This is a genomic window from Duganella sp. Leaf126 (genome assembly GCF_001423125.1).
Lineage (GTDB): Bacteria > Pseudomonadota > Gammaproteobacteria > Burkholderiales > Burkholderiaceae_D > Rugamonas.
The window spans coordinates 360,736-376,973 of sequence record NZ_LMNW01000012.1 but is presented as its reverse complement, the minus strand read 5'-3'; the positions used below and the strand labels follow the sequence as shown (position 1 = coordinate 376,973).

12 protein-coding genes are annotated in these 16,238 nt (G+C 65.4%); 2 read left to right on the top strand and 10 right to left on the bottom strand.

Annotation, left to right across the window (positions count from 1 at the left end; all coding sequences use genetic code 11):
• Window positions 1-66: 66 nt before the first annotated feature.
• A complete protein-coding gene (locus ASF61_RS09360; protein ID WP_056154383.1) occupies window positions 67-567 on the top strand; it encodes a GAF domain-containing protein in 501 nt (166 codons plus the stop codon).
• Entirely contained in the window at window positions 560-961 is a 402-nt protein-coding gene (locus ASF61_RS09355) for a response regulator (protein ID WP_056154381.1), read from the top strand. Before ASF61_RS09360 ends, ASF61_RS09355 begins: the two co-directional genes overlap by 8 nt.
• Before the next feature lie 2 nt (window positions 962-963).
• Here the strand turns inward: ASF61_RS09355 and ASF61_RS09350 are convergent, their stop codons facing one another.
• The 10 genes from ASF61_RS09350 to ASF61_RS09305 all read right to left on the bottom strand — a co-directional run bounded on the left by ASF61_RS09350 (window position 964) and on the right by ASF61_RS09305 (window position 16,228).
• Window positions 964-1,899, bottom strand: coding sequence for a LysR family transcriptional regulator (locus ASF61_RS09350; protein WP_056155411.1), 936 nt, complete (start codon window positions 1,897-1,899; stop codon window positions 964-966).
• Between the two features lie 113 nt (window positions 1,900-2,012).
• Entirely contained in the window at window positions 2,013-4,415 is a 2,403-nt protein-coding gene (locus ASF61_RS09345) for a glycoside hydrolase family 127 protein (RefSeq protein WP_056154378.1), read from the bottom strand.
• A 14-nt stretch (window positions 4,416-4,429) separates the two neighbouring features.
• Complete coding sequence (locus ASF61_RS09340) at window positions 4,430-5,464, bottom strand: arabinan endo-1,5-alpha-L-arabinosidase (RefSeq protein WP_056154374.1); 1,035 nt, start codon at window positions 5,462-5,464, stop codon at window positions 4,430-4,432.
• Window positions 5,465-5,611: 147 nt separating this feature from the next.
• Entirely contained in the window at window positions 5,612-7,195 is a 1,584-nt protein-coding gene (locus ASF61_RS09335) for an alpha-N-arabinofuranosidase (RefSeq protein ID WP_056154371.1), read from the bottom strand.
• 13 nt (window positions 7,196-7,208) lie between these two features.
• Complete coding sequence (locus ASF61_RS09330) at window positions 7,209-9,215, bottom strand: glycoside hydrolase family 97 protein (RefSeq protein WP_229205777.1); 2,007 nt, start codon at window positions 9,213-9,215, stop codon at window positions 7,209-7,211.
• A gap of 185 nt (window positions 9,216-9,400) precedes the next feature.
• Complete coding sequence (locus tag ASF61_RS09325) at window positions 9,401-10,981, bottom strand: aldehyde dehydrogenase (NADP(+)) (RefSeq protein ID WP_056154368.1); 1,581 nt, start codon at window positions 10,979-10,981, stop codon at window positions 9,401-9,403.
• On the bottom strand, window positions 10,978-11,970 hold the full coding sequence (araD1, locus tag ASF61_RS09320) for an AraD1 family protein (protein WP_056154364.1): 993 nt from the start codon (window positions 11,968-11,970) through the stop codon (window positions 10,978-10,980). Before araD1 ends, ASF61_RS09325 begins: the two co-directional genes overlap by 4 nt.
• A gap of 147 nt (window positions 11,971-12,117) precedes the next feature.
• Window positions 12,118-13,863: an IlvD/Edd family dehydratase gene (locus ASF61_RS09315; RefSeq protein WP_056154362.1), complete on the bottom strand. Its 1,746-nt coding sequence runs from the start codon at window positions 13,861-13,863 to the stop codon at window positions 12,118-12,120.
• Window positions 13,864-14,004: 141 nt separating this feature from the next.
• Window positions 14,005-15,063 (bottom strand): aldose epimerase family protein, encoded by a 1,059-nt coding sequence (locus tag ASF61_RS09310; protein WP_056154359.1) that lies wholly within the window; start codon window positions 15,061-15,063, stop codon window positions 14,005-14,007.
• Window positions 15,064-15,262: 199 nt separating this feature from the next.
• A complete protein-coding gene (locus tag ASF61_RS09305) occupies window positions 15,263-16,228 on the bottom strand; it encodes a family 43 glycosylhydrolase (RefSeq protein WP_056154356.1) in 966 nt (321 codons plus the stop codon).
• Window positions 16,229-16,238: the final 10 nt, after the last annotated feature.

The following is a 16,238-nucleotide window of genomic DNA, read 5'->3' as shown; positions in this document are numbered from 1 at the left end:
CATTTTTTTCGCGGTGGTGGTACAGTCGGCAGCATGTGACCAACCGGCCGCCGCGCCGCCCACGCCATGCTCGCAGCTCCGATACCTGTCAATGACCAGCAGCGCCTCGACGCCTTGCGCGCGCTGCTGATACTCGACACGCCGCCCGAGCAACGCTACGACAACATCGTGCGCTTTGCGGCCGAAGAATTCGACATGCCGGTCGCCTTGATCACGCTGGTCGACGAGAACCGCCAGTGGTTCAAGGCCCGCGTGGGACTGGACATCTGCGAAACGGGGCGCGATGTCTCGTTTTGCGGCCACGCCATCGTGCAGCCCGATATTTTCGTCATCGCGGACGCACGCCAGGACTTGCGTTTTGCCGACAATCCGCTGGTCACCGGCACGCCATACATCGTGTTCTACGCGGGCGCGCCGCTGGCCGCACCGTCGGGACATGTCATCGGCACGCTGTGCCTGATCGACCATCGACCGCGTTCGCTGGACGCCACCGGGCTGGCCATCCTCGCCAGCCTGCGCGATCTGCTGCGGGAGGAACTATCCGGAACGGGGGGACAGCATGCCTGAACGTGGACGCCATCCGATCGACATGCTGCTGGTCGAAGAGCAGCCGCTGCTGCGCAAGACCGTCTCGATGACCGCGCGCTCGCTGGGCATTGGAACCGTGCACGAGGCGGCAACCGCCGAAGCGGCAGAAAAGCTGCTGCGCGAGCGCAGATTCCAGGGCGCGGTCATTTCGCTCGAATGCGGCGCCTTCGGCGGCGCCGCCCACAACTTCACGCTGCTCGACCGCGTACGCGGCGGCATGTCGGCCAGCCGCCCGCAGATTCCGATCGCGGTGATGGTCGATCAGCCCACGGCCGCGCTGCTGCAGGAATTGCGCAGCCGCGATATCAGCCGGGTCATCGTGAAACCGTTCCGGGCCAAGGTGCTGCTCGATACCTTCGCCAGCTTCGGCTGATCCTAAACGCCGCGCGCCACGTCGCGCACGTGGCGCAGCAGCAGCTGGGCGCCCGGCGACATCAGGTGGCCATCGACCATGATGATCCCGTAGCCGTCCATCCGGCATGGCAGCTCGATCGGCAGTATCGCCAGCACCCCTTGCGCTTCGTAATACTGCGCCACCGCCACCGGCATCACGTTCAAGGCATCGGTCTGCTGCAGCAGCGGCTTGATCATCAGCATGGCCGTGGTATCGATCACGTTGACCGGCACGTCCAGACCCGCGCGGCGGAACATCAGCTCGCAGCGCGAGCGCAAGATGCTGCCTTGCGGCGGCAGGATCCATGGCTGGGTCGAGATGTCGCGCAATTGCAGCTTGCGCTGCGCCAGCAGCGGGTGACCGGGCCGCACCACCGCGCAGGCCGGCTCGTCGCCCAGTTCCTCGTAGCTGAAACCCTCGGCGCTCTGGCGCTCGGGAATGCGGCCGATCATGAAATCGAGCCTGCCGCGCTGCAGCTGCTCGATCAGCACGTTGGACTGCTCCATTTCCACGCCGATGCGCAGGTGCGGCGCGGCCTGCTTGGTGCGCGTGATCGCCTGCGGCAGCAGCGCAATCCCCGGGGTCATGATGGTGCCGATATCGACCTGGCCGGCCAGCCCGGCCTTGATGGCGACGATGTCCTCGTGCGCCAGCGACAGGCTGTTCAAGGCCATGCGGGCGTGCCGTATCATGGTCTCGCCGTAGATCGTCGGCTCCATCCCGCGCGGCAGGCGGTCGAACAGCTGCACACCGAGCATCTCCTCGAGGTCCTTCAGCTGCTTGGAGGCAGCCGGCTGCGTCATGTGCAGTTCTTCGGAAGCGCGGTGGATATTGCGCTGCTCGTCGAGCGCGATCAATAACAGCAGCTGGCGCGTCTTGAGCCGCGCGCGTAAAAACCAGTTCGGGTTGATGTCCATGAAAAAATCGATATTCTGCGGGGCGCGTGTGGTGATCACGCATTATCGGCCAATATCAGCCTGCACTGGGGCTGACCAGACAACTGTCACATCATGAGAGAGCTTACCCGATCTCACGGCGGGGACGACCGCAATAAATGCAAGCCGTACAGCGGGCCGGCGGACGACCCGGGGCCGGCCACGAACTTTACCACCAGCTTGCCGTCATCGGCCGCCAGTGCCGGCGGCAGCGGATAGTCCACCGTATAAAAAGGCTGCGTGGCCGCTGCGTTCAGCACGACCTTGGCCAGCAGCTGCCCGTTGACGACGATATCGAAGCTGCGGCCGGCATCGGCTTTCGCGTAGGTCAGGCGCAGGATGCGCGCCTCCCTCTTGCTGTCGGTGAGCGTATAGCCGAACCAGCTCCTGGCGCGGCGCCAGTGCCTGCCCTGGCTGACACCGGCCTCGCCACCGTCGGCCACGAAGAAATGATCGGACTCCGGCTGCTGCTCGCCCGGCGCCACCTGGTCGATGGTGACCGCGTTCAACGCCAGCCGCGCCTTTTCGCGCTCGGCGGCCTTCGCTTCCAGCGTCTGCAGTCCGGCAGGCGTGGCGTAAGGCCAGTACAGCATGTAACGCGCATCGTGCAGACGGAAAAACGGCATGAACACCACCTGGTCCACGTTCTTGCCCTGCACCAGACCGGGTGCGGTAAATGTCAGGGGCCGGCCCGGCACCGGCACGAAGCGGTCCATGAAGGCGCGCGTGTCGCTGACCAGGGTGGGCGCCGACTCCAGCGGGCAGATCGGACCGGAGGCGATATGGCCCATGCGCGAGCCGTCGGCCAGGAAGTTGAGCTTTTCGTTGGCGACCGGCGCGGTTTTCGCCGCCAGCACGATGGGGCCGTGCAGCACCGCGTAATAATCCGAGTGATCGGGCATCTGTTCGAGCCAGGTGGTCATCGGCAGGCCGATTTCGACCCTGTCGCCGCTGTGCCAGCGGCGACTGACGCTGACATAGCCGTCCGCCCCGGGCCCGGCCGGAACGGCCTTGCCATTCACGGTCACGGTCAGCGCACCGCGCGCCACCCACGACGGGTAGCGTATCTTCATGGTGAATGCACCGCTGCCGGTAACGGTGACGGTGCTGCTGGCCTGGTCCGGGAACCGGTTGGCCTGGGTGATGACCAGGTTTTTGTCACGCCACGTGAGCGTGGACGGGATGAACAGATTTACATACAGCGCATCCCGGCTATGCGCATAGATGAATTCTCCGTACTTGGCATGGCTCTCGATACCGGATCCCACGCAGCACCACATGCCCTTGTCCACCTGCGAGTACACGCGGTAATGGTTGGGGCGCATCGGCGTGAAGTACACGAAGCCGCCGGTGTCCGGCCGCTGCGACGACAGGATGTGGTTATACAGCGCGCGCTCGTAGTAGTCGGTGTACGCGCGCTTCGCATCGCCGAGGAACAGCAGCTCGGTGAGCTTGAGCATATTGTAGGTATTGCAGGTCTCGGGGCCCTCCACCTCGTCGATCATCGGCGTGAAGTCTGCGGCGTCGTGGAAGTGCTCCTTGACGCTGTTGCCGCCGATCGCCACCGTGCGGTGGTCGTGCACGGTCTGCCAGAAAAATTGCGCTGCCTGCTGCCAGTCGCGCCGCCCGGTCAGGTCACCGATGCGCTTGAAACCGATCACCTTGGGAATTTGCGTATTCGCGTGCAGGCCGGTCAGCTGATCCTGGCCGCGCACCAGCGGCCGCAGGATGGCCTGGTGCGAAAAGCGCAGCGCCAGGTCCATGTACTTCTGCTGGCCCGTCATCTGCGCCACGTCGGCCAGCACCTCGTTCATGCCACCGTGCTCGGCGCGCAACATGGCCTGCATCTGGTCGTCGGTCAGGTGCGCGCTCAGGGCCAGCGCCCAGTCGGCCATGGCGATCAGCATCGTGCGCGCATCGCCGTTGCCGGCATAGTTGTAGGCGTCGCGCAGGCCCGCATAGAGCTTGTGCAGGTTATACCATGGCACCCACTTGCCGTTGACGGAAAAGCTGTCGGCGCGCAGGTCGCCGCGCGCGATGGCCTGCCATGCGGCGCTGCCGTCGGGTATGCCGCCGATGTAGCCGTTGCCGTTCTTGTCCTGGCAGCGCTTGAGCTCTGCCACGAAGTAGTCGAGCCGCCGCTTGACCTCCTCGTCGCCGGTGGACGCAAACATCAGCGCCAGCGCCGACAGGTAATGGCCACCCATGTGGCCATCGAGTCCGCTCGACTCCCAGTTGCCGTAGGTCGGCTGCTTCATCGGCAGGCCCGCCTCGCGCAGGAACGGCGCCAGCAGGCGGTCGGGTTCCATCGCCATCATGTAGCGCAGGTCGGTCTGCTGCGCCTCGAGGAAAGGACTGGCGCCGAGCCGCACGTCCTGCAGCGGGAACAGTTGCAGCGGCGTGGCGGCCGCGGTTGCAACAGCCGTTCCAGAAGCCGCAACAGCAGCGGATGTGGCGGCGCCGTGCGCGAACGCCAGCAGCGCTGCGCCAACCAGCATGCGCCGCAGCGGTCTCATTGCGCGGGCAGCTGTACGCTGCGGTACTGATTGAGGTCGGCCTGGTTCACGCCGGGCCAGCCGTCGCGGTCCCAGGTGATCGCCATGATTTTCAGCTTCTGCAGGTAGTTGTCCGCCGTCTCGTAGGCATGCAGCACCAGCCAGTCCTTGCCATCGAACGTGTAGGCGCTGTTATGGCCCAGGCCTTTCCAGTCCCTGTCGCCGGCAATCACCAGCGTGCCGCCGCCGTTGACCATGTCCACGCCCCGACGGTCCAGGTACGGCCCCTTGAGCGACTTCGCACGCCCCACCACCACGTGGTAGGTGCTGTCGGCCTTCTTGCAGCACAGGCCAAACGAGGCGAACAGGTAGTAATAGCCGTTCTTCCTGAAGATGAACGGCGCTTCGATCTCGCCCGTGCCGGCAGTTTCGCCGGCGACGTTGCCCGAACGCGGCCGGGCGGCAATCGCATGCCACTCCTGCGGTTCGGCCAGGCCGGTCCAGGCCTGGTTGAGTTTGACCAGTTTCAGGCCGCTCCAGAACGAGCCGAAAGCCATCCAGCCCACGCCGTGTTCATCTTCGATCACGTTGGGATCGATGGCGTTCCAGTCGTCGCGTACCGGCACCGACTGCAGCACCATGCCCTGGTCTTCCCAGCGGTAGTCGGGCGCGCGCGGATCGAGCGTCCTGTTGACGGTCACCCCGATGCCGGACGTGTTCTTGCCGAAGCCGGACACGGAATAATATAAATAGTATTTGCCGTCATGGCGCTGGATGTCGGGCGCCCAGATATGGCCGTCGAAGCTGGGCGCGGCGTGCTTGGCCCAGCTGGGCTGACCGGCGAACACGCGGCCTTCCGGCTTCCAGTGCAGCATGTCCTTCGAACTGTAGAAGGTGATGCCGGGGCCGGTGGAGAAAACATAATAGGTGTCGCCGTCCCTGGCCATCACGGGGTCGTGGACACTGACCTCGCTGGCGACGGCGGGACTGGCTGCGACAGCCGACACGGCAGCCATGGCAACGAAAACGACGGTGGAAAACCTGGAAAACATGAGCGCATCCTGGGGATGAGCGCTGCCCTTGCGACGCCGGCGCGCGCGTGGAATCGCCGCCGGCGCGCGCACGACCGCGCTGGGTTGACAGTTCAGGCGCCCCGAACCCGGACAGGCATGCCGCCATGCCGGGGCGCCCGGCGATGCTTACTCCACCGCCACCACGATCACTGCCTTGGATGGAACCTTGATCGTCAGCTTGCCGTCGGCCGCGGCGCTGGCGGCAAACGGTGCCGGCTTGATCGCGTCGGGCGACTGGAAGGTGTTGTGGGTATCCATGGCCGGTGCAGTCAGTACCCGTCCCTTGACCGACTTGACGGTCACGCCAGGCACGTTCACCGCCACTTCGGCGTCCTGGTGCGGGTTGGTGTTGACCAGCGCCAGATACAGCTTGCCGTCCTTGGCCCGGGCAGCGGAAGCGCTGATTTCCGGGATGCTCTTGCCGTCGTAGACATACGCAGGATTATCCTTGAGCGTCACCGGCATCGAGGTCGCGTCCTGGAACGGCACGTACATGTGGTAGGCATGGTAGGTCGGCGTGAGCAGCATCTTGTCCTTGTCGGTCAGGATCATGGCCTGCAACACGTTGACCATCTGCGCGATATTGGTCATGCGCACGCGGTCTGCGTGCTGGTGGAAGATGTTGAAGTTGAGCGCTGCAACCACGGCGTCGCGCAGCGTGTTCTGCTGGTACAGGAAGCCGGAATTGGTGCCCTTTTCCACGTCATACCAGGTACCCCATTCGTCCACCAGGAAGCCCACCTTTTTCTCCGGGTCGTTGCGGTCCAGGACTTCGACGTTGGTCTTGATCATGCCGTCGATCTTGAGCGTGTTCGCCAGCGTCGAGAACCACTGGTCTTCCTTGAAGCCGGTGGCGGCGCCCTTCACTTCCCATTTGCCGGTCGGGATGGTGTAGTAGTGGAAGCTCACGCCATAGGTCTGCTTGGCCGCTTCGCGGCTGATCATGTCGGTCCACTTGGTGTCGTCGCCGGTGCCGCCGCTGGCGATGATCTGCGGGCGCAGATGCTTGGGCGCGCGCAGGAAGGTCTCGGTCTGCTTGTAGAGATCGGTGTAGTAGCGTGGCGTCATGTTGCCGCCGCAACCCCAGGCCTCGTTACCGACTGCGAAGAAATCGACCTTGAACGGCTTGTCGCGGCCATTCTTGCGGCGCATTTCGGCCAGTGTCGACTTGCTGTCGGAGGTCATGTATTCGACCCACTCCGACATCTCCTGCGCGCTGCCGGTACCGAGGTTGCCGTTGACATAGGTGTCGGCGCCAAGCTGCTCGGCCAGGTCGAAGAATTCGTGGGTACCCACCGCATTCGATTCCTCCACGCCGCCCCAGTTGGTGTTGACCTTGACCGGGCGCTTCTCGCGCGGGCCGATGCCGTCGCGCCAGTGGTATTCGTCGGCAAAGCAGCCGCCCGGCCAGCGCACCAGCGGCACGTGCATCTCCTTGAGCGCACCCACCACGTCGTTGCGCCAGCCGCGCGTGTTCGGGATTTTCGACTTGGTGCCGACGTACATGCCTTCGTAAATGCCGGTGCCCAGGTGTTCGGCAAACTGGCCGTAGACGTTCTTGTTGATCACCGGACCGGGTTTCGACGTGTCGATGGTCACGCTGACCGGCGCGGCGCTGGCGTAGCCGCCGGCGGCGGCCAGGCACAGGGCGACGACCGCGTGCTTGATCTGGTTGAATTGATTGGTGGTTTGCTTGGTGCTGAAGGTCATACCCGTCTCCTGGTTACTGTTTTTTTGTTATCACGAAGCCGCCATGCGGCTTGATGGTCACTACTGCTTTTCCGCCAGCAGCAAGGCTGCGCTGGCTGAAACTGGTCGGCTGGCCAATCACGGCTTCGCCATCGGTGATCAGTTGCGCTGCGCCCGCGCCGGCAAACGCCAGGTCGAGCGTCAGGGTCTTGTCGGCATCGGTGGCGTTGATGCCGGCAATGTACCAGGTATCGCCGGCGCGCCGGGCGATCACCGCGTACCGGCCCGGATAGCCATCGACATACCGGCTGTCATCCCAGCTGCGCGGCAGCTGGCGCAGGAAGTCCTTGACGTAGGCTGGCGCGGTGGCCATACCTTCGGGACGCTCGGCAAAGTGCTGGATACCGGACAGCATCAGCACCGAGGTCGCCAGTTCGAAACCATTGCTGGTGGTACGCCTGATCTTCGGGATATCGCCGAACACCATGGGCGTGAAGTCCATCGGGTCGAACAGGTTGCGGGTAAACGGCAGCATGGCGACGTGGGCCGGCATCGCGTCCTCGTCTTTCTGATCGAAACTGGTGAATTCGAACCCGCGCACCGCTTCCATCGTCATCAGGTTGGGCCAGGTGCGCTGCCAGCCGCGCGGCAGCGTGGCGCCATGGAAGTTCACCAGCAGGCCGGCGGCTGCGGCGTCGTTCAGGATATCGACGTAGTAGGCGATCATCGACTGGGCGTCGCCGTTGAAGAAGTCGATCTTCACGCCTTTGATGCCCATCTCGCGCAAGCGCGCAAATTCCGCCACGCGCTGCGCGTGCGTGAGCAGCTGGCTCTTGGGCGAATACTTGGTGTCGTTCCACGCACCGGAAGAGTTATACCAGAGCAGCAGGCCGACGTTCTTGCTGGCAGCGTAGTCGGCCAGCTGCCTGACCTTGTCCACGCCGATCTTCTGATCCCAGTCGGCGTCGATCAGCGTGTAATCCCAGTGCATGTCGGCTGCGTAGTCGATGAATTTTTTCTGCACGTCGTACACCGTGCCATCGTCCTTGAGCAGCGCCCAGCTCCACGAGGCATGGCCGGGCCGGACCAGCTTTTCGTCAAAGGCGATCGCCGGCGCGGCCAGGTCGGTGCCGAGCGTGGAATCGGTGACGGTGGCCAGCGAGCCGAGCGCGATCAGGCGCCACGGCGTGGTCAGGGTGCCCTGCACGTCGGCCAGCAGGCCGCGTCCCGGGAACACTTCTTCCTTCATCGGGTTGCCGATGCTGTATACGCCGCCCGGCGACGCCGGCGCCAGGCGCGAGGCCTGGAAGCTGCCGTCCATGCCGGCTTCCGACAACGCCACCCAGGTGTCGCCGTGGTGGTACAGCGCCGGGAACACCCAGCCGGCCGGCGATGGCGACGCCGTACCTGCCGCGATGTCCATCTGGTAGTGCTCTTCGTACGACGGGTTGGTGCGGCCCCAGCCGGTATGCGCCACCGCGATCGGCTGCAGCCAGGCGCGGGTGGCGGCCGGGAAGGCAAAGGTGGTCCGTTCCTGCAGCAGCTGCTTGCGCGGCAGCGATGGCTCGGCCACCACGTAACGGAACGCCACGCCGTCGTTGGAAACCCGGAACACGATGTCCATCTTCTGCTGGCGGGCATTCTGCACGGTCCAGGTACGCTCGTTGGCGCGGTAGCTGATGTCGCGCCGTTTGCCCGCTGCCATGCGGTAGTCGTCGCGGACCGCTATCTCGGCCGAAGCGCCGGCGACCGTCAGCGCGCCGGACAGGTCGGCGTCCTGCAGCTGCAGGCCCAGCGCCGACGGCAGCAGCACCGGCTTGCCATCGCGCGCGACGGTGTAGCTGAGCGGCTTGCCGGGCGCCGCAACGATGTTGACCGTGATGTGCCGGTCGGGGCTCGACAGCGCCATCGGCGCCGGATAGTCGGCAGCAGCGGCAGCCGTCCCCGCAGTGCCGATGACCAGCAAACCTGCCGCCACCGTCAAGCCGGCCGCGCCGGCGCGGCGCCGTGCGCATGCGATGCCGTGCGCACTGGCCGGCATCGGTCGCACCGGACGCCCGCTGCCGGCGCCGGTTTCCCGGATGTGTGTTCGGTGCCCGGGCGCCACCGGCCCTGCGGACGATGAAATGGCCAACCGTGTCATGCAGTCTCCTGAAGTCAGATATCGATCTGTGCGCGCGGCCCCGTCTGTGCAGGGCTCGCGCAGGACGTCACACTGGCCGATGCTCAGTGGCGCGTCAGCTCGCCGTCGCGGCGGCGCCAGCCTTCGGGGGCGCTGTCGCGCAGCACCTCGGGCAGCAGCGCCTGCGGCAGGTTCTGATACGACACCGGGCGCAGGAAGCGCACGATGGCGCCGGTGCCCACCGACGTGCTGCGCCCGTCCGACGTGGCCGGGAACGGGCCGCCGTGCACCATCGCGCTGGCCACTTCCACCCCGGTCGGAAAACCGTTGGCCAGGATGCGGCCCACCTTGCGCTCCAGTACCGGCAGCAGTGTGCGCGCGACTTCGAGATCGGCATCGTCGAGTTGCAGGGTCGCGGTCAGCTGGCCTTCGAGCTGCTCGGCGACCTGCAGCAGTTCGGCCACGTCGCGGCACGCCACCACCAGCGAGGCCGGGCCGAAGATCTCTTCGCCCAACGCGTGCTGCGCCAGGAAAGCGGCGCCGGTGGTGACGAACAGGGCGGGCGCGCCCTTGCCCTCTTCCTGCGGCGCCAGCGACACGGTGGCGACGTTGGGCTGCTCCCTGAGCTGCGCGACGCCGCGCTGGAAATTGCCGGCGATACCAGGCGACAGCATGGTCACGGCAGCCGCGGTACCGGCCAGCGCCTGCGCAGCAGCGCCGGTGAAGCGATCGAGGTCGGGGCCGGCCAGCGCCAGCACCAGGCCGGGATTGGTGCACATCTGGCCCACGCCCAGCGTGAGCGACGCGGCGAAACCGGCGGCGATGTCCTCGGCGCGTTTGTCCAGTGCTGCCGGCAGCAGGAACACCGGGTTGATCGAGCTCATTTCGGCGTACACCGGAATCGGCACCGGCCGCGCGGCAGCCACCGCCATCAGGGCCATGCCGCCGGCGCGCGAGCCGGTAAAGCCGACCGCCTTGATGGCCGGATGGCGCACCAGCTCCTGGCCGATGGCGTTGCCGGCGCCGGTCAAGAGCGAGAACACGCCGCCGGGCAAACCGCACAGTTCGACCGCCCTGGCCACCGCCCGGCCGACCAGTTCCGACGTGCCCGGGTGGGCAAAGTGGGCGCGCAACACGACCGGGCAACCGGCGGCGAAGGCCGACGCAGTATCGCCGCCGGCCACCGAGAAGGCCAGCGGGAAGTTACTGGCGGCGAAAACCGCGACCGGGCCGAGGCCGATCATGCGCAGGCGCAGGTCGGGACGGGGCGGCACACGGTCCGGCAGCGCGGCATCGATGCGCACATCATTCCACGAGCCTTCGCGCAGCAGGCTGGCGAACAGTTTCAGCTGGCCCACGGTGCGGCCGCGCTCCCCTTCGACGCGGGCGCGCGGCAGGCCGGTTTCGGCCATCACGCGTTCGACCAGGGTGTCGCCGAGTGCCAGGATCTGCTCGCCGACGGTTTCCAGGAACACGGCGCGCTGCGCGTCACTGGTGGCGCGGAAGGTATCGAACGCCGCTTCCGCCGCGCGGCACGCAGCGTCGATCTGGCTGTGATCGACCGCGAAAAATTCGGCGTCGAGCTGTTTGCCGGCGGCCGGGTCCCAGGCGCGCAGCACGGCGCCCGTGCCCTTGACAGCCTGGCCGGCGATCAGCGCTTCGCCGGTGATGGTGGCGTCGATCATAATGCGGTCACTTTCGCGATGTCGGTTGCGTACACGGTCAGTTTGTTGCGCAGTGCCGGGCCGAACTGGGGCGCCTCGATCTCGAAGGTTTCGCCTTCCTTCACCACGATGTTGTCGGCCACGCTCAGCGTGGCGGTGCCGAAGAAATGGATGTGCACATCGCCCGCGCGCCGGAACAGCGGATACTTGAAGTGGTGATGTTCGAGGTTGGCGATGGTGTGCGACATATTCTGCTCGCCGCTGAAAAATGCCTTTTCCCAGCGCACCTTGCCGGCGGCGTCGATGATGCGCGAAGTGCCCTCGATGTGGGCCGGTGCGTCGCCGACCAGCAGCGCCGGGCCCAGGCCGCACACGCGCAGCTTCGAGTGGGCCAGGTACAGGTAGTTCTGACGCTCGGTCACGTGGTCGGAGAATTCGTTACCGATGGCGAAACCGACGCGGTAAGGCTGACCGTCGTCGCCGATCACGTACAGACCCGCCACTTCCGGTTCTTCGCCGCCGTCGAGCGCGAAGTCGGGCATGGCGAGATCCTGGCCGCTGGCCGCCACGATCGAGCCGTCGCCCTTGTAGAACCATTCCGGCTGCACGCCGGCCTTGCCCGCCTCGGGCTTGCCGCCTTCGACGCCCATGCGGAACATCTTCATCGAGTCGCTCAGCGTCTCGACATCGCCGCCGATCTTCTTGTGCATGGCGTCACGGGTATCGGCGCTGCCCAGGTGGGTCAGGCCGGTGCCGGTGACGTAGGTGTGGGCGTGGTCCGTATGATCGAGCGGCGGCAGCAGGCGGCCGCCGGCAGCAATCGCCGCGAACGAGGCGGTGCCGGCGCCGATGGCCTGGTCGGCCAGCGCGGCCAGACCGGTCGAACGGCGGATCGCCTCCTGCGCCAGCGCGTAGGTGGTGGTGTAGCCGTCGAGGATGCGGACGGTGTGCTGGTCCAGCACGCCGACCTGGCGCGCGCCCTGTTCGCTGGTAAATTGGATGAGTAGCATGAAAGTCTCCTTGATGGTCGTCCGGCTGTACGTCGTCCCGCCCATGCGGGGCCAGTGTCTGCGCGTCGCATGCACACTGGATCCCCGCCTGCGCGGGGATGACGGCCCGACGGCTGATGGCCGTGGTTATAAGTTGTTTGATGCGGCCTAGTGCGAGTGGCGCGGCACGGCCGAACCGCGGTTACCGACCAGGAAGTCGAAATCGCAGCCTTCGTCTGCCTGCAGCACGTGTTCGATGTACAGCTGCTGGTAACCGGTCTTCGGGCCCGGTGCGCTGCCGGCCACGCGAACTGCCTGGCGTGCGGCCATTTCTTCGGCGCTGATCTCCAGATTCAGTTCGCCGCCGGCGCAGTCGAGCGTGATCCAGTCGCCATCCTGGACGATGCCGAGCGGGCCGCCCGCCATCGCTTCCGGCGCCACGTGCAGCACCACGGTGCCGTAGGCGGTACCGCTCATGCGCGCGTCCGAGATGCGCACCATGTCCTTGACGCCGGCCGCGAGCAGCTTGGGCGGCAAGCCCATATTGCCCACTTCCGCCATGCCGGGATAACCTTTCGGGCCGCAGTTCTTCATCACCATGACGGAATCGGCGTCGATGTCCAGGTTCGGGTCCATGATGCGCGATTTATAGTGTTCGAAGTCCTCGAACACCACGGCCCTGCCGCGGTGCTGCATCAGCGCCGGAGTGGCGGCCGATGGTTTGAGCACGGCACCGCGTGGCGCCAGGTTGCCGCGCAAGATGCAGATGCCGCCGTCCTTGAGCAACGGCTTGTCCAGCGGGCGCACCACCTCGTCGTCGTAGATCGGCGCGTCCTGGCAGTTTTCCCAGATGGTCTTGCCGTTGACGGTGAGCGCGCCCGGATGCGGCAGCAGCTGGCCGTCGCCCATGCGGCGGATCACGGCCGGCAGGCCGCCCGCATAATAAAACTCTTCCATCAGGAAGCGGCCCGACGGCAGCAGGTCGACGATGGTCGGCATGCCGCGGCCCACGCGGGTCCAGTCTTCCAGTTCCAGGTCCACGCCGATGCGGCCGGCGATGGCTTTCAGGTGGATCACGGCATTGGTCGAACCGCCGATGGCGGCGTTGACGCGGATGGCGTTCTCGAAATTCTCCTTGGTCAGGATCTTCGACAGTTTCAGGTCTTCCTTGACCATTTCGACGATGCGGATGCCCGACATGTGGGCCAGCACGTAGCGGCGCGCATCGACTGCCGGAATGGCGGCGTTGTGCGGCAGCGAGGTGCCCAGCGATTCGGCCATGCAGGCCATGGTGGACGCCGTGCCCATGGTGTTGCAGGTGCCGGCCGAGCGCGAGTGCCCTGCTTCGGCAGCCAGGAATTCGTGCATGCTGATTTCGCCGCCCTTGACCTGCTCGTGCAGCTGCCAGACGGCAGTGCCGGAACCGATGTTCTTGCCGTTGAGCTTACCGTTGAGCATGGGACCGCCGGTGACCACGATGGTCGGCAGATCGACCGAGGCGGCGCCCATCAGCAGCGCCGGCGTGGTCTTGTCGCAGCCCACCAGCAGCACCACGGCGTCCATCGGATTGCCACGGATCGATTCTTCGACATCCATCGACGCCAGGTTACGGGTCAGCATGGCGGTCGGGCGCAGATTCGATTCGCCGTTCGAGAACACCGGGAATTCGACCGGGAAGCCGCCCGCTTCCAGGATGCCGCGCTTGACGTGTTCGGCCAGCTTGCGGAAGTGGGCATTGCAGGGGGTCAGTTCGGACCAGGTATTGCAGATGCCGATGATCGGCTTGCCCTGGAATTCATGGTCGGGGATGCCCTGGTTTTTCATCCAGCTGCGGTACATGAAGCCGTTCTTGTCATTGGTGCCGAACCACTCGGCGGAGCGCAGCTTTACCTTTTTGTCGTCGTTCTCGGACATGCAAATCTCCTCGGTTATTCCTGTGCGCGGGCGCGGCGTGGCGCCCCTTGCAGCGATGCGCCAGTCTAAGATGGTGCGAGATAACTTTCCAATAATTTATAAAACGACTTCGATATCGAAAACGATATCAGATCGGCGCACTCAGTCGGTCGTGAACCGGTAAGCCATCACGGTCGCGTACTCGGCGCCGGGGCGCAGGATCGTCGATGGGTAGTCGGGCTGGTTGGGCGAATCGGGAAAATGCTGGGGTTCCAGGCAAAACGCGCTGCGGTGGCCGTAGGTGCGCCCTTTGCCGCGGATGGCGTCGCCAAGGAAGTTACCGCTGTAGAACTGGATGCCCGGTTCCTGGGTCCAGACCTCGAGCACCCGGCCCGAGCCCGGTTCGCGCACGCGCGCCGCCAGCGCCAGTGCAGCTTCCTGCGGCCTGGCCAGCACGAAGTTATGGTCGTAGCCGGCGCCGTTGCGCAGTTGCCCGTCATCGGCGTCGATCCGCTCGCCGATGGCGTGCGGGGTGCGGAAGTCGAACGGCGTGCCGGCCACCGGCGCGAGCGGGCCGAGCGGAATCTGCACCTCGTCGATCGGCGTGTAGCGGTCGGCGTGGATGGTCAGTTCGTGGCCGAGTATGTCGCCGCCGCCGGCCAGGTTGAAGTAGGCATGATTGGTCAGGTTGACCGGCGTGGCGTGGTCGGTGATGGCATGGAAGGCGATGCGCAATTCGTTCGCGGCGCGCAGCTCGTAAATGACCGTGGTGTCGAGCTGGCCCGGGTAGCCCTGCTCGCCGTCGGCGCTCAGGTAACTGAGGATCAGGCCCGCCGAGGTGGGCGTGGTGAAGGTTTCGGCTGTCCACAGGCGGCGGTGGAAGCCGTCGGTGCCGCCGTGCAGGTGGTTGACGCCGTTGTTGACGTCGAGCTGGTACTGCTTGCCGTCCAGCGTGAAGCGGCCGTTGGCGATGCGGTTGCCGTAACGGCCGATTAGCGCGCCGAAGTAATGCGATTCGCCCAGGTAGGCGGCGACGTCGTCGAAGCTGCAGACCACGTCGGCCAGTTTGCCGTCGCGGTCGGGCACGTGGATTTCAGTGATCACGCCGCCCAGGTCGAGAATCTTGACGATCATGCCGCTGGCGTTGGTGAGCGTGTATTCGGTGACGGCGCGGCCGTCGGGCAGCTGACCGAACGGGGCTTCGGTAATCGTGGCTTGCATCGGGTGTCTCCATGTGAATGCGGCCGGAAGGAATCACCCTTTCCGGCCGTGGCGTGGTGTCGATTGGATCCCCGCCTGCGCGGGGATGACGGATCGACCTGTATCGGTGACTTTGTCGCGCATACGATGCGATGACGATAAATCAACCGTTGCAGCCAGCTCCGTCGCCCCTGCGCAGGCGGGGGCCCAGTTTTTAACATCAGGCGATCGATGGCTTGCCGAACACCGGCATCCCCTGCCCGTCCCACTTGAGCGGCTTGACATAGGTATGACGGTCCGGATTCCACAGCGGGTCGCCGATGATCTCGGTGTAAGTCCTGGCATGATAAACCAACATGACGGTTTCACCATCGTCGCCGATGGTGAAACTGTTATGACCGGGCCCGTACACGCCGTGCTCGAAGCAGGTCTGCAGCACCGGTTGCGCGCTCTTGGTCCATGCCGCCGGGTCCAGCACGTCGGCGTCGTCGTCGGCCCACAGCAGGCCCATCGCGTAGTTCTCGTCGGTGGCGCTGGCCGAGTAGGTGATGAAGATCTTGCCGTTGCGTTGCAGGACCGACGGTCCCTCGTTGACCCAGAAGCCGCGCGTCTCCCAGTCGAATTCCGGCTTGCTCAGCATGACCGGCGGCCCGCCCAGCTGCCACGGGGTTTTCATCGGCGCGATGTACAAGTTGGAATTGCCTTCGATGGCCACATCCTTCTGCGCCCACAGGTAGTACAGCTGCCCGCGGTGGGTAAAGGTGGTGGCGTCGAGGCAGAAGGTGTCGATGCCGGTGTCGATCCGGCCCATGAATTCCCACGCGCCTTCCAGTGGATTGGCGCTGGTATTGCGGATCGCATACATACGATGCTGGAACAGCTTGTGCTTGATCTCGCGGCTCGGCGCGGCCGCAAAATAGACATACCAGGCGCCATCGTTGAAGTGCAGCTCGGGCGCCCAGATCAGTTCACTATACGGGCCGGTGTCGGGCTTGTGCCAGACATCGACCTTCTCGGCATCCGCCAGGCCGGCGATGGTCTTGGCGCGGCGCAGCTCGATGCGGTCGTATTGCGGCACCGAAGCGGTGAAATAATAATAGCCGTCCGTGTGACGCATGATGAACGGGTCGGCGCGCTGTTCGATCAGCGGTTGCAGGACAGGTTGTGGAGTGCTTGGAGTGGCCATCGGGTTTGCA

What these genes read in the sequence shown, in the direction of transcription:
- ASF61_RS09325 (WP_056154368.1), bottom strand. Translation starts at nt 10,981, where the DNA reads ATGATCGACGCCACCATCACCGGCGAAGCGCTGATCGCCGGCCAGGCT.
- ASF61_RS09340 (WP_056154374.1), bottom strand. Translation starts at nt 5,464, where the DNA reads ATGTTTTCCAGGTTTTCCACCGTCGTTTTCGTTGCCATGGCTGCCGTG.
- ASF61_RS09305 (WP_056154356.1), bottom strand. Translation starts at nt 16,228, where the DNA reads ATGGCCACTCCAAGCACTCCACAACCTGTCCTGCAACCGCTGATCGAA.
- ASF61_RS09345 (WP_056154378.1), bottom strand. Translation starts at nt 4,415, where the DNA reads ATGCTGGTTGGCGCAGCGCTGCTGGCGTTCGCGCACGGCGCCGCCACA.
- ASF61_RS09330 (WP_229205777.1), bottom strand. Translation starts at nt 9,215, where the DNA reads ATGCCGGCCAGTGCGCACGGCATCGCATGCGCACGGCGCCGCGCCGGC.
- ASF61_RS09360 (WP_056154383.1), top strand. Translation starts at nt 67, where the DNA reads ATGCTCGCAGCTCCGATACCTGTCAATGACCAGCAGCGCCTCGACGCC.
- ASF61_RS09310 (WP_056154359.1), bottom strand. Translation starts at nt 15,063, where the DNA reads ATGCAAGCCACGATTACCGAAGCCCCGTTCGGTCAGCTGCCCGACGGC.
- araD1 (WP_056154364.1), bottom strand. Translation starts at nt 11,970, where the DNA reads ATGCTACTCATCCAATTTACCAGCGAACAGGGCGCGCGCCAGGTCGGC.
- ASF61_RS09355 (WP_056154381.1), top strand. Translation starts at nt 560, where the DNA reads ATGCCTGAACGTGGACGCCATCCGATCGACATGCTGCTGGTCGAAGAG.
- ASF61_RS09335 (WP_056154371.1), bottom strand. Translation starts at nt 7,195, where the DNA reads ATGACCTTCAGCACCAAGCAAACCACCAATCAATTCAACCAGATCAAG.
- ASF61_RS09315 (WP_056154362.1), bottom strand. Translation starts at nt 13,863, where the DNA reads ATGTCCGAGAACGACGACAAAAAGGTAAAGCTGCGCTCCGCCGAGTGG.
- ASF61_RS09350 (WP_056155411.1), bottom strand. Translation starts at nt 1,899, where the DNA reads ATGGACATCAACCCGAACTGGTTTTTACGCGCGCGGCTCAAGACGCGC.